The sequence below is a fragment of the Streptomyces turgidiscabies Car8 genome (assembly GCF_000331005.1).
Classification (GTDB): Bacteria; Actinomycetota; Actinomycetes; order Streptomycetales; family Streptomycetaceae; genus Streptomyces; species Streptomyces turgidiscabies.
In genome coordinates this window covers 57100-69528 of the sequence record NZ_AEJB01000123.1, presented here as the reverse complement: position 1 = coordinate 69528, position 12429 = coordinate 57100, and the positions used below count along the sequence as shown (strand labels likewise).

General features: G+C 70.2%; 12 protein-coding genes. 4 read left to right on the top strand and 8 right to left on the bottom strand.

Annotation, left to right across the window (positions count from 1 at the left end; genetic code table 11):
* Positions 1-375 precede the first annotated feature (375 nt).
* Together STRTUCAR8_RS07690 and STRTUCAR8_RS07685 are read right to left on the bottom strand one after the other, a co-directional pair.
* Entirely contained in the window at positions 376-1329 is a 954-nt protein-coding gene (locus STRTUCAR8_RS07690) for an alpha/beta hydrolase (protein WP_006374921.1), read from the bottom strand.
* Between the two features lie 156 nt (positions 1330-1485).
* Positions 1486-2187 carry an SDR family NAD(P)-dependent oxidoreductase gene (locus STRTUCAR8_RS07685; RefSeq protein WP_006374934.1) on the bottom strand — a complete coding sequence of 234 codons (702 nt, stop codon included), beginning with the start codon at positions 2185-2187 and terminating at the stop codon, positions 1486-1488.
* A 303-nt stretch (positions 2188-2490) separates the two neighbouring features.
* Here STRTUCAR8_RS07685 and STRTUCAR8_RS53995 point away from each other — a divergent pair, with 303 nt between their 5' ends.
* Positions 2491-2856, top strand: coding sequence for a hypothetical protein (locus tag STRTUCAR8_RS53995; protein WP_006374958.1), 366 nt, complete (start codon positions 2491-2493; stop codon positions 2854-2856).
* A gap of 516 nt (positions 2857-3372) precedes the next feature.
* Here STRTUCAR8_RS53995 and STRTUCAR8_RS07675 read toward each other — a convergent pair.
* From STRTUCAR8_RS07675 to STRTUCAR8_RS07665, 3 genes are read right to left on the bottom strand one after another with little or no spacing between them, the layout of a single operon-like run.
* Positions 3373-4095 (bottom strand): maleylpyruvate isomerase family mycothiol-dependent enzyme, encoded by a 723-nt coding sequence (locus STRTUCAR8_RS07675; RefSeq protein WP_006374957.1) that lies wholly within the window; start codon positions 4093-4095, stop codon positions 3373-3375.
* Entirely contained in the window at positions 4092-4922 is an 831-nt protein-coding gene (locus STRTUCAR8_RS07670; protein ID WP_006374933.1) for a fumarylacetoacetate hydrolase family protein, read from the bottom strand. The genes STRTUCAR8_RS07675 and STRTUCAR8_RS07670 overlap by 4 nt, the downstream gene beginning before the upstream one ends.
* Entirely contained in the window at positions 4919-5995 is a 1077-nt protein-coding gene (locus tag STRTUCAR8_RS07665) for a cupin domain-containing protein (protein ID WP_006374935.1), read from the bottom strand. The genes STRTUCAR8_RS07670 and STRTUCAR8_RS07665 overlap by 4 nt, the downstream gene beginning before the upstream one ends.
* Before the next feature lie 117 nt (positions 5996-6112).
* Here STRTUCAR8_RS07665 and STRTUCAR8_RS07660 point away from each other — a divergent pair, with 117 nt between their 5' ends.
* Positions 6113-6889 carry an IclR family transcriptional regulator gene (locus STRTUCAR8_RS07660; RefSeq protein WP_044471802.1) on the top strand — a complete coding sequence of 259 codons (777 nt, stop codon included), beginning with the start codon at positions 6113-6115 and terminating at the stop codon, positions 6887-6889.
* 21 nt (positions 6890-6910) lie between these two features.
* Here STRTUCAR8_RS07660 and STRTUCAR8_RS07655 read toward each other — a convergent pair whose 3' ends face one another.
* The 3 genes from STRTUCAR8_RS07655 to STRTUCAR8_RS07645 all read right to left on the bottom strand — a co-directional run bounded on the left by STRTUCAR8_RS07655 (position 6911) and on the right by STRTUCAR8_RS07645 (position 9776).
* Positions 6911-7714 carry a GntR family transcriptional regulator gene (locus STRTUCAR8_RS07655; RefSeq protein ID WP_006374942.1) on the bottom strand — a complete coding sequence of 268 codons (804 nt, stop codon included), beginning with the start codon at positions 7712-7714 and terminating at the stop codon, positions 6911-6913.
* A 144-nt stretch (positions 7715-7858) separates the two neighbouring features.
* The gene (locus tag STRTUCAR8_RS07650) at positions 7859-8755 is read right to left on the bottom strand and encodes an ABC transporter substrate-binding protein (protein WP_006374960.1); all 897 of its coding nucleotides are present in this window, start codon (positions 8753-8755) and stop codon (positions 7859-7861) included.
* Between the two features lie 103 nt (positions 8756-8858).
* A complete protein-coding gene (locus STRTUCAR8_RS07645; RefSeq protein WP_006374909.1) occupies positions 8859-9776 on the bottom strand; it encodes a VOC family protein in 918 nt (305 codons plus the stop codon).
* 282 nt (positions 9777-10058) lie between these two features.
* Between STRTUCAR8_RS07645 and STRTUCAR8_RS07640 the strand changes: the two genes are divergently transcribed.
* Both STRTUCAR8_RS07640 and STRTUCAR8_RS07635 read left to right on the top strand, forming a co-directional pair.
* Positions 10059-10955, top strand: coding sequence for a fumarylacetoacetate hydrolase family protein (locus tag STRTUCAR8_RS07640; RefSeq protein WP_044471801.1), 897 nt, complete (start codon positions 10059-10061; stop codon positions 10953-10955).
* Complete coding sequence (locus STRTUCAR8_RS07635; protein ID WP_006374916.1) at positions 10952-12067, top strand: alcohol dehydrogenase catalytic domain-containing protein; 1116 nt, start codon at positions 10952-10954, stop codon at positions 12065-12067. Before STRTUCAR8_RS07640 ends, STRTUCAR8_RS07635 begins: the two co-directional genes overlap by 4 nt.
* The last annotated feature ends 362 nt before the right edge of the window (positions 12068-12429 follow it).

Below are 12429 nucleotides of genomic sequence, written 5' to 3'. Positions count from 1 at the left end.
CGCCTCCACGGTGTGGGCCGTACGAGCCCTTTGACCGGGCCCGACTCGAGCAGCGCCATCCGCGCGGCGATTCGGACAGGGGCCTTCGTTTCTCCCGGTCGCAGGACCGCCGGAGTATCCCCGGGACTTCGCGGCGAGGAACCGGCCTGGCTCGGTCCGCAGTTACGCGTACGGCCTGCTGTGCTGGCGGCGGCTGCAGAGACCGTTGACGTCGAGCGGGTCCAGGCGACGGCGGCGGAGCGCCGGGATCCGGTGCGGTGGCTCGGTCGGGCCGGCAGATCGCGGAATTCTCTTCGGCGGGCATCGGCCGACACTGTGGGCAGATCAATCCGGTCAGTGGCGTCGCGATGCCGTCAGGGGCCCGGAGGGGTGTCGTCAACTGCCTTGTGCGCCGAGGCCGCGGCGCAGCGCCGCGAGCATGTCGGCGAGCACGCGCTCGCCCATCGCGGACTCGGGGATGAGGCCTCCGTGCAGGACGCCGGGGTAGAGGACGAGTTCGGTGGGGACGTCGGCGTGGGCGAGGCGCTGGGCGTAGTCGATGTCCTCGTCGCGGAGCGGGTCGTACTGGCAGGCGGAGATGAACGCGGGAGGCAGTGCGGACAGGTCCTCGGTGCGTGCGGGTGCGGCGTAGGGGGAGACGCCAGGGGCGGTTCGTCGGCCCTCGCCGAGGTAGCAGTCCCAACTGACCTGTGTTGCAAGGCTGTTCCAGAGCGGTACGTCGTCGTAGGTGCGCATCGACGGTGTCTGGAGGCGGTCGTCGAGTTGGGGGACGCCCAGGTACTGGAAGCACAGCGCGGGTCCGCCGCGGTCGCGGGCGAGGAGGGTCACCGCGGCGGCGAGGCCGCCTCCCGCGCTCTCCCCGGCGATGCCGAGCCGGTCGGGGTCGATGCCCAGTTCGCTCGCCGACTTCGCGGTCCACGCCAGGGCGGCGTAGCAGTCCTCCAGCCCGGCGGGGAAGGGGTGCTCGGGGGCGAGCCGGTATTCGACGGAGACCACGACGGTGCCGACCTCGGCGGCGATGCGGGTGGCGGTGGCGTCGAACTGCTCGACGCTGCCCATGATGAACCCGCCGCCGTGGAGGAACAGCAGGCCGGGCAGGAGGCCGTCCCGCTCGGCGGGAGCGTAGACGCGGACCATCACGTCGGGTGCGTCGTCGGGTCCGGGAACGGTGACGTCCTGGACGCTGATCGGCATGTCCGGCTCATAGGTCGGCAGGCCGGCTCGGACCGCTGCCTCACCCGTGGCGCGCAGTTCACGGAAGTCGGCGAAAGGCCCGTTCGGGAGCATCTCGAGCCAGGGTGTGATCTCGGGGTCGTAGGCATAGGTCATGAAGCCTCCTCGGTGGGGTGGGGTGGGGCGAGAGTCCGGTGGTCGGCGTGGTGGGCGATCTGGGAGTGCTTGATGCCGTGTCACCGGCGGCCCTGGGAGGCCGCGATGCCCTCGGGGTTCGACGAGGGGGGCCGGGTCAGTAGAGCCGGCGCGGTGTCAGGCGCGGGGGAAGCCCTCGGCATCGAGACGGAAGACGAGCTCGGCCTCGTCGCGCTTGGTGGTGTGCAGCTGCCAGTAGAGGGGCGTGATCTGCGCGGGCTGGGCCGCCTCCACGCCCGGGATGACGGAGGCGCCGATCGATGAGTCGATGCCGATGTGGGCGGCCTGGATGCCGGTGCCGTCCAGCTCCTTGTGCAGGTTCATCACCCAGTTGCGCAGCGCCGCGGCGGCGGCGTTGACGTTGGCGACCCGCGGGTCGGGCCAGATCGAACCGGCGCCGGTGGTGTAGAGCAGGGTGCCCGCGCCGGCCTCCCGCATCGCCGGCAGTACCGCCCGGGTGGCAGCGATGGCTCCGTAGAGCTGGAAGTTCATCTCGAACTCCACATGAGACGGCTCGGTCTCGGCCGGAGCGGTCAGCTTGATGACACCGAACGACCCCACCGGGGAGTACTCCAGGACATCGATCCCGCCGAACCGCGCGGCGGCGTCCTTGAGCGCCTGGGTGAGCGCGTCGCGGTCGAGCACGTCCGCAGGGAACGCGGCGGCGGTGACGCCGTCGGCGGCAAGCTTGTCGACAAGACCCTCGAGCTTCTCGCGGTTACGGGAGATCAGGGCGACGTCGAAGCCCTGGGAGCCGAAGGTACGGGCGATGGCCAGACCCATCTGGGGGCCGGCTCCAACGATGGCGATGCTGGTCACAGCGATCCTTTCCAAAAAAAGCTGGTCGCAGGAGAAGGGTATCCGGATAGACCTATCCATATCGGGATCCGGATAGGCCGCTCCGGTTTGCCGCTGTCACCGTACCACTAAAAATGGATAGGGCAATCCGATTGCTGGACTCCCCGGTGCCCCCTACCGCCCGGCATCCCGACGGTCCTGCTGCCCAGGCCCGCCCGCAGCGACGCCGAGCGCAACCGTGAACGGATCACCGTCGCCGCGCGCAAGGATTTCGCGCGTGACGGTCTGGGTGCATCGAGGGCCTCCGCAGCCCGTGAGGCGGGGGTGGGGGGCATCACCATGTGCCGCCGCTTCCCCACGAAGGAGGAGTTGGTAGACGCCGTCTTCATCGAGCGCACGGACGCCTACGCCGACGCGGTCGCCGTCGCCCTGGACGACCCCGGCCCCTGGCGCGGCTTCGTCGGCTACATCGAGACCGCCTGTGCGATGCAGGCCGCCGACAGCGGCTTCGCCGACGTCCTGACCACGACCTTCCGTCCACCGCCAAGGCGCTGGAGCGACGGCGCAACGCCGGTGTCGTCAACGCCACCGGCGACGCCGCCCCTGACGCCTGGCGGCGTGTCGTCGCCCTGCTGGTCCAGTCCTTCGAAGCCCCGTCCGCGGCCACCTGCCCGCCTCACCCGACCATGACGCCCTCCACAGGGCCATGCTCCGCGCCGGTCCGGCGGCGTTGCGGCGCCGGACCGGACGCGGGTGACAACTGACCCTGGGGCACATCCGTCGGCGTGGGCCTGACGGCCGACTGCGGGGTGGCCTACTGCCTCGCGCCATCGGACAGCAGGGCGCGCTCGACCTCGATCTGACCGCCGCGGAAGCCCCTTTTCTGGGGCCTGGTCAACGAGGTGGTGGACGACGCGTCGCTCGGACGCGGGCGGCCGGACTCGCCCAACAGCGCCCGGCGGGAGCGTCGTACGGGCTCGAACAGGCCAAGCTGCTCCTGTGCTCCTGGGGGTTGACCCGCGCGGGCATCGCTTGGTCGGCTCCCACGCGGGCCCCGCGTCATGGCTCCGCCGGTCATGCCGCCGACCCCCCGCCACCGCGGCGACCGCCGGACACCGGCGCCGTCCCGCTCGTACAGCGACAGCCACGTGGTGTACAACCCGGGCGGAGCTCAGCCGCACGGGGTGTCGACGTCGTCCTTCGGGTTCACAGCCACGCCGGCAGTCCCGGTACGGATCCGCCAACGGCGTACAGAGGACCTGGTACGGGCCGGCCGGTGGCGTAGGCGGCCAGGCTGGAGAGGTCACCGGTCACCGGGACCGCCTTCGCTGCACCGGGCACGCCCAGGAGCCACGTGCGACGGCAGTCCTCGGCCCGTAGCTCGACGGGAGGCATGTCGGTGCGAGCCCGGAAGCCGGCTGCCACGTCGTCCACCAGGGCAGCGCAGACCTCACGGGGGACGTCGTCGAAGCTCGTGCCGTTGTCCAGGTCGACGGCGTGGACCCACACCTCCCGCACCCGCATCCAGGGGACCTCCCGGACCGGCACCTCGCGTCCCCTGGCGGTCCGGACGGTCGCCTCCCAGCACGTGTCGGGCAACGCGTCGAGTTCCCCGGCGAGTCGGCCGTCGGCCTGGAGCAGGTCCGCGCGCAGTGCGTCGGCCGGGCGACGGGCCCCTTCCTCGATCTCGCCGGCACGCTGGTAGGGACTGGCGTACATCGGTGTCTCGACACCCGTGCGAGCCCAGTTCAGGAGATTGAGCAGCGCGTCCGCGTTGCGTGCCATGTGCGCGACGACGTGCGCCCGGCTCCAGCCCGGCAGGTAAGAAGGTCGGACGAGGCTCGCGTCGGTCGCCCGGTGCACAGCGGCCTCGAAAGCGGCAGTACCCTTCGCCAGCCACTCCAGCATCGCGTCCGGCCGGCCGCTCACCGCACCTCCCTGCGGCAGGTGTTGCGGCACTCGCCGATCCCCTCGATCCGGGTGACGAGCACGGAACCGTCCCGCAGGTAACGAGCCGGCTTGCGGGCGTGCCCGACACCGCCCGGGGTTCCCGTCGCGATCACGTCGCCGGGAGCGAGGGTGACGACCTCGGACACGTAGGCGACAAGGGCGGCGGGGTCGAAGACGAGGTCACCGGTGTCGGCCTTCTGGACGGTGTCGCCGTCGACCTCGCAGGCCAGGCCGAGGCCCTTGGCGGCCACAGCGGGGTCGTCGGCGGTGACCAGCCATGGCCCCACGGGTGTCGTGGCCTCGAAGGTCTTGCCCTGGTGCCACTGCGGTGTGCGGAACTGCCAGTCCCGGGCGGTGACGTCGTTGAGCACCGTGTATCCGGCGATCGCGGCGCGCGCCTGCTCCGGGTCCGCGTGCCGCACCTCGGTCCCGATCACCACGGCGAGTTCGGCCTCCCAGTCCATCTGCGTGGCCGTGACGGGCAGGATCACGTCGTCGTACGCGCCGACCAGCGCCCGTGCGTACTTGGCGAAGAGGGTGGGGTACTGGGGCAGCTCCCGGCCCATCTCCAGGATGTGGTTGCGGTAGTTGAGGCCGACACAGACGACCTTCTCCGGCCTCATGACCAACGGGGCGTAGTCCAGGGGGCCTTCGTAGCGGTCGCCGGCGGCGTTCGCGGCCCGCGCGGACCAGTCGGGGCGGCGCAGGAAGTCGACCAGGTCGCTTTCTCCCAGGTCCACCGCGGTGTCCTCGTCGATGCGGACGGCGCGGGTGGTGCCGTCGATGCGGATGGTGGCGAGCTTCACTTCTGTTCTCCTCGTGAGGTTCGGGCGAGGCCCAGGGCCTCGTAGACGGGCTCGTCGCTGAAGCGGAAGAGATTCACCTGGGTGTGCGCGGTGAGCGTGACCTCGCACCAGGACGGGACGGCGAACAGGTCGCCCTTGACGACGTCGAAGACCTTGTCGCCGACGTGGGCGGTCGCCTCGCCGTCGAAGACCTGCCAGACCGCCGAGCCGACCGTGCGCACCGGAGTGGTCCGTGTCCCCGCCCGCAGCCGGCGCATCTCGGTGCGCATGGTGACCAGGGCGTCCTTGCCGGTGGTGGGGTTGGAGAAACGGACCCCGGCGTGCCCCGGCTCGATCACGCCGGCGACTCCTTCGGACTCGAGCTCCAGCTGTGCGGTGAGCGCGGCGTCGGTGTGTTCCCAGCGGTAGGCGGCCAGCGGGGAGTTGGGTCGGTCGGGCTGGCCGATCGGACGCAGGCCCGGATGGGCCCACAGCCGCTCACCGCGCGAACGCGCGGGCGTGACGCGGGTGGACAGCTCGTCGGGGCCGAACTCGAAGAAGCCGGCGTCCAGTTGGGAGACCAGCGGGATGTCGAGGCCGTCGATCCAGGTCATCGGCTCGTCAGTGACGTTCTGGTGTTCGTGGAAGGCCCAGCTCGGGGTCAGCAACAGGTCGCCGCGACGCATCGCCACCGCGTCGCCGTCGACGTTCGTCCACACGCCCTCGCCGTCGACGACGAATCGGAAGGCGCCCTGGCTGTGCCGGTGGGAGGGAGCGACCTCACGCGGCCCCAGGTACTGGATCGCGGCCCACAGTGTGGGGGTGGCGTACGGCAGTCCGGGCAGTCCCGGGTTGGACAGCGCCATCGCCCGGCGCTCACCACCCCGCCCCACCGGCACCAACTGCCCGGAACGCTCCGCGATCGGCAGTAGCCGCGCCCACGGCCACAGGTGCGGGACCGCGGCCGGCTGTGGCGACGTCGGCATGAGGTCGTCGCGCTGGTTCCACAGGGGTATCAGTCCCGCATCCTCGAAATCTGCATACAGTTCATCAAGTTGATTACGCTGGATCAGCTTGTCTGCTGTGTCGGTCACCGCAACCTCCAGGGCATACACGAAGGCAGCCCGCTCAAAGTGTGCACAGTTTGCCTATGTCGCCGACAGTACTCACGCATTCCCCTGGCTGGAATATCTTGCGGATACAATTCCTCTATGCAGAATCTTGCGGGTCTGGCGGGTCCACCCCCCTCGTATCCAGTGAGCGCCGCAGGCAACGCCCTGCGTGCCGTCCGACTCCTGCACGAGCACGGTGAGTTGCGCGTCATGGACGTCGCCGACCGGCTCGGCGTCGCCCGGTCGACGGCCCACCGGATCCTGGCGATGCTCGTGTTCGAGGGGTTCGCGGAACAGGGCCGCCACAAGGCCTACCGACCGGGGCCCGCCCTACGGGCGATCAGAGGGAGCCAGGCCGTGCCGCCTCCCGACCTGATCACCCTTGCCCGTCCCCACTTGCAGCGCCTGTCGGACACGGTCCGCGAGACCACCCACCTGATGGTGCTGGAGGGCAACGGAGCCCGGTTCCTGGACGGAGTGGAAGGTCCGCAGGCGCTGCGGGTCGGCTACCGCACGGGCGCGCTCCTGCCCGCCCACGTGACCTCGGGCGGCAAGGCACTGCTCGCCGAGCTTCCGCCGGAGCGACTCCGGGCGCTCTACCTCAACGGACTGCCCGGACAAGGAGCCAGGACGCCGGAGGACGTCGAACGCCTGGTGGCCGAGCTGACGACGATCCGCCGCACCGGCTGGGCCCTCAACCTCCAGGAGAGCGAGCAGGGTGTGAACGCGGTCGGTGTGTGTGTCCGCGACCGCACGGGTACGGCCCTGGCCGCCGTCGCCGTGGCGGCGCCGTCCGCCCGCTGCCCAAGGGGCAGGCTGACGGAACTGGCCCAACCGCTGCGGTTGGTGGCGCGGGCCATCAGCGAGGAACTGTGACCTTCGAAGAGTGCGGGAGCGTCAGGACTGACCGTTGCCCGCGAGCCCCAGGGCCGCGCGAGTGGTCGCGGGTTCGTACTCGGGGGCGATGTCCGCCAGCACGCTCAGAGCGGTACGTGCCAGATGGCGGGCGACCACGCGCGCGGCTTCGGCCGGGTCGCCCAACCGCAACGCCTCAAGAAGCGCTTCGTGCTCCGCGTACGCCTTCCCCCACGAGGCGGGCGCGCCCAGCTGTGCCAGGCGGATGTAGCGCTCGCTGTGTTCTCCGAGCGAGGCGATCATCCGCTGCAGCTGTGGTCCCACCGCCTGGGTGGCGATGCTGTGGAACTCGTGGTGCGCCGCGTGCCACTCGTCCGGATGGTCGTCGACCGTCAACGTCTTCATCCGTTCCAGGGCCTCACCCATGCGCTTCGTGTCGGCAGCCGTGAACGACTTGGCGGTCATACTGACAGCGAGCGTTTCCAGCATGATGCGGGCCCCGTAGACGGCGTCCAGGTCCTCGGGATCCACCGACCGCACCCGCGCTCGCTGGTCGGGCCGCGCGTCGATGAGCCCCTCCTCCTGGAGCAGCCGGAACGCCTCGCGCATGGGTGTGCGGCTGACGCCCAGCTTCCGGGCCATCTCGGCCTGGAGCAGGGCCGATCCCGGTGGCAGTTCCCCGTTCAGGATCATGGCGCGCAAGCGCCCGTGGACGTCGAGAGCAAGTCGGCGGCCGCCCGCGGGGGCCGTGGGACTCTCGCCCGGCGGCACGGACTCGGCCCGCACCTCTCCCTCGTCGTCAGCCGACCGCTGTTCCTGGCGGGACTCGCTTCTGCTCCTACTCACGCCGGGGATTCTACCCAGGTGTATGCAGCCGATACCGAGCCCCCGCCCAACTCCACCTGGAGAAACGCCACACCCGTCCCCGGCCGGCCTCGGAAGGTGCACGACTGTATCCACCTGATGGGGTTACGGGCCGGACGGCCCGCGTCAGCGTTCCTGACCGGGGCCGATCAGGGAGGTGAGTGGGAAGACGGGTTGCCAGTCAGGTATGAAGCGACGGCGCAGGTCGGCCACCGCCTCCATACCGCGCAGTGTCACCTCGGGCGAGGTCGAGAGGCCGGCGGGCCCGAGGAGTCCGGGGAGCGCGGCCCGGGCGGCTGGCGCGGGCATACCGTGCCGCAGCAGGGCCGCCTCGACGCCCGGCGCACCGGAGGCCAGCAGTTCCTCGGTGCTCCTGCGGCAGACCTCGACATAGGCACGGGTGTGCCACGTCGTCGCCATGTCACGTGAGGCCACCACCACGTTGGTGATGAGGTCGGGTACGACCTGAAGGTGGCCGCCGACGCGAGGAAAGCCCTGCTCGGCCGCGAGGACGTCGAACGGCGGATGGAGTGTGGTGCCGTCCACGGCGTCCGACAGCAGGGCCTTGAACCTCTGCGACGTACCGCCCACGGGGACGAGTCGGTCGTCGGTCACCGGCGAGGCGGCGATGTCGGTGAGTACGGCTCGCAGCACGAACGCGAAGGCGCTGTGCGCGTTGTCGACGGCCCACCGGCCTGTCGCAGGAGGGGCTCCGCGACGCCGGTGCACAGCGAGCTCGCCGATGCCCTCGGCCCGGACGGCCACCGGGTCCCGTTGCAGCAGCCCGCGCAGCAGGTGGTCGGGGGAAGTGTGCATGATGTCGTAGTCGCCGTCGTTCCAGCCCGTCAGCTGCTGGTCGGAGGAGACCACCTGCACGAGGTTCACCTCCAGCCCGGCCTGCTGGAAGAACCCGGAGTCGAGGGCGTGGTGAAGATGTACGACGCCGGCTCCAGGGAAGACGCCCACGGTGAGCTGCCGGGAGGGGCGGCCGGGCGGGTTCGGCGCGCTCAGCGCGGGAAACATGAAGAACTCTCCGGACTCGGCATGGGCTGGTTCCTTCGGGTCTGGGTGGCAGGGACATGGAGCCGGCAGGCACGGTGAGGTTCCGGCGGTCACACGACCAGGGTCAGACGGGCTTGTCTTCCTGGTTGGTGATGAAGTCGGCCGGCATCTCGGGACTCCAGACCGCGGCCGGGCAGTCCCAGTCGTTCGGCTGCCAGTCCTCGGTGATGCAGTCCATGTCCCCGGAGTACTCGATCCAGCTGCCCCAGGGGTCCTGGATGTAGTGGAAGAGGTTCGAGCCGAGGGTGTGCCGGCCCAGGCCCCAGCCCTTCGCGTAGCCCACGGAGGCCATGTTCCGCGCGCCCATGGCGATCTGGTCGATGTCGGCGACCATCCAGCTGGAGTGATGCAGGCCGGGGTGCGTTCCCGGGACGAATCCGAAGACATGGTGGTCACCGGGCCCCGAGTTCATGAAGACGGGCCCGCCGTTGATGATGCGGTCCGACAGGCGCAGCCCGAGCGTGCGGGTGTAGAAGGCCTCGGACGCGTTCACATCGGAGCTGAAGATCAGCATGTGCCCGAGTCGCTGGGGACTGGGCTTCTCGCCCGCGTTCACCCAGCGGGCCTGGTCGATCCGGCGGACCCGGTCACCGACATTGGCGTCCCGGACGTCCGTGGTTCCGAACTCGCGCCAGGGGGCGACCCCCTCGTCCCGGAGGTTGACCAGGTTCCCCTCATGGTCGCGGAACCACAGCCCGCCGGGCACCTCGGCAGGAGCGTCCAGCAGCTTCAGACCCACGCCTTCCAGGTGGCGCTGCCACTCGGGGAGCGAACCCGGCTCCACCGCGAACGCCACGTGGTGCAGCCGCTTGACCGGCCCCTCCGTCAGCACCGTCTGGTCCTGCTCCCGGCCGTCGCAGCGGACCACCACCGCGTTGCCCCGCTCCGCCGCCTCCAGTCCGAACGCGCTGTAGAAGTCGGCGCCCGTTTCGAGCGACGGCACCTGGAGTCCGTAGTGCAAGAGACCTTTGACACGCAACATGTGCACTCCTCATTGTTCTGGTGACCCCGCATCCCGCACAGGCACCCAGTAAGTGTGTACACCTGAGCCAGCTGGGCGTCCAGGGATCCAACGAAAGCTTTTCCATCCCGAGGTCGGGACCACGAGCGTTGAACTCGGCAGACCTCGGAACCCTCGCTGGAACCAGTACAACGAACCGCACTCGCCGCAGGTTGCCATATACCCAGAAGGCGACCCTTCCTCTCTCAATGTGTATCCACTATGGTTCGAGAGCTTCTACGAGAGCCGCATGCCGGAGGGAACATGAAACCGTCTGAATGGTCGCTGGTGCAGTACCGGGTCGACGACTCGGAGAAGGTCACCGTCGGTGCGTACACCGACGGAGTCGTGGTCCAGGGTCCACCCGGGACCGAGGGCCTCACGCTGATGGAGGTGCTGGCCCGATGGGAGTCGCTCGCACCGCAGTTCCGTGACTGGACGCCGACAGCGTCCGCCACCGTCGTGGACGCGCGGCTGGCTCCGCCGCTGACGTATCCCGGAAAGGTGCTCTGTGCGGGCGCCAACTACTGGGACCACATCGCGGAGATGGGCTGCGAACGCCCCGACGAGCTGGGCGACCCGTTCTTCTTCCTCAAGCCGCCGACGACCACCGTGACTGGACCTGGGGACCCGGTGCCGCTGCCCGGCTACCCGGGTGCACGCGTCGACTGGGAGGCCGAACTCGGTGTGGTCGTCGGCCGCGGCGGCCGTGACCTCGCGCCCGAGCGGGCCATGGACCACGTGGCCGGCTACCTGGTGGCGAACGACGTCTCCGCCCGGGACAGGCTCAGGTCCGAGAAGCCGGTCGCCGAGCCGTTCACGTTCGACTGGGTCGGCCACAAGGGGCAGGACGGCTTCTGCCCGCTCGGCCCCGGACTGGTGCCCGCCTGGCAGATCGCCGACCCGCAGGATCTGCGGATCCAGCTCAGCATCAACGGGGTGCTCAAGCAGGACTCCTCCACCGCCCAGATGATGGTGAAGATCCCCGAGGTGATAGCGGCGGCCAGCCGCATCACCCGGCTGGAACCCGGAGACGTCATCCTCACCGGTACCCCGGCCGGCTGCGGTGTACCGCGCGGGGAGTTCCTGGCTCCCGGGGATGACATAGTCATCGAGATCGAGCGGATCGGCCGCCTGGAGAACAGGGTGGTGGCGTCATGAGCGACACGTTGACACTTTCCGAGCTCGGCTGGTCGCGGGCCCTGCCGGTTACCGCGACCATGCGAGCCATGCTGTTCCGCCGGTTCGGACCGCCCGAGGTCCTGGAGCAGGCCACGGTGGAGACACCGCACCCCGGCCCCGGAGAGGTCCTCGTCCAGGTCGCCGCGGTCGGTATCGGACGGCTGCTCGACCTGACGGCACGCGCCGGCAACCATCCCTACGTCAGGATCGATCCACCCCACATCCTGGGTGCGGACCACGCCGGCACCGTCGCCGCTCTGGGGGCCGGCGTGGACTCGGTGCGGGTGGGCGACCGCGTGGCGGTGATACCTCCGGTCGCCTGCGGCAGGTGTTCCTACTGCGCCGAGGGCCGCGAGGAAGTCTGTGACGAACTGACACTCATAGGCAACCATCGCCCCGGCGCCTACGCGCAGTACTGCGCGGTCCCGGCCCGCAACGTCCACAGGGTTCCGGACGGTATCCCGGCCGCCATGGCCGCTTCGCTCGCACTCCTCGGAGCCGTCGCCGCCAACCAGATGACCCAGGCCGGACTCCGCCCGGGACACTGGGTGCTCGTCCAGGGCGCGTCCTCCGCACTCGGCTCCACCACGGCCGCCTACGCCCGGCATCTGGGGGCGAAGGTCATCTCGACCTCCCGCTCGGCGGACAAGCGCGCGGCCATGGCCGCGGCGGGAGCCGACCTCGTACTGGACACCAACGCACCGGACTTCGTGAAGCGCGTACGCGAGGCCACCGGAGGTCGCGGTGTCGACATCGCAGTCGACAACCTCGGTGACCCGGACGTCTGGGACGCCACCATCGACTCCCTGGCCCGAGGTGGCGCGGTGGTCACCTCGGGCGCCTTCCTCGGCGGCAAGGTGGGGATCGATCTGCGGCGTGTGTACTCCGACTGCCACCGCATCATCGGGGTGCGCACGGGCAACCCGGCAGCAGTGGCGGAACTGTGGACGCAGGTGGAGAACGGCTTCCGGGCGGTGGTCGACCGGACGTTCCCCATCTCCCGCGCTGCCGACGCCCACCGTTACATGGAGGACGACAACAGCCTCGGGCGTGTGGCGCTCACCGTACGCCCGGAGGACTGGGACGCGTAACAGCGCCCGCTCGCATGGTGTGAAGGGCGCCTGACCGGACTTACACCCGGCAGGCGCCATCAGGGCTGACCCGACCAGCCCTTTCGCACCCTGCGCAGATCGTGAACGTCGGGAGTGGGCGTGCCCGCCGGGTACTCCCGGCAATTCGGCGGTGACCGCCCGCGACTCGCCTCGGCGGCTGCCACGAAGCAACGAGCCGCTCCCCATCCGCCCGTAACCGCGCCGCCGTTCACCGGAGGCGACGGTGTCGCTCCGTCGAGCGAGTCGGCGCCATGACCGCCGCCAGGTCGCGGCGTCCCGGTCGTGCGTATGCCCGGACTCCCATGCGGCGACTGCTCGCCATCGCGACGAGATGAACCGCA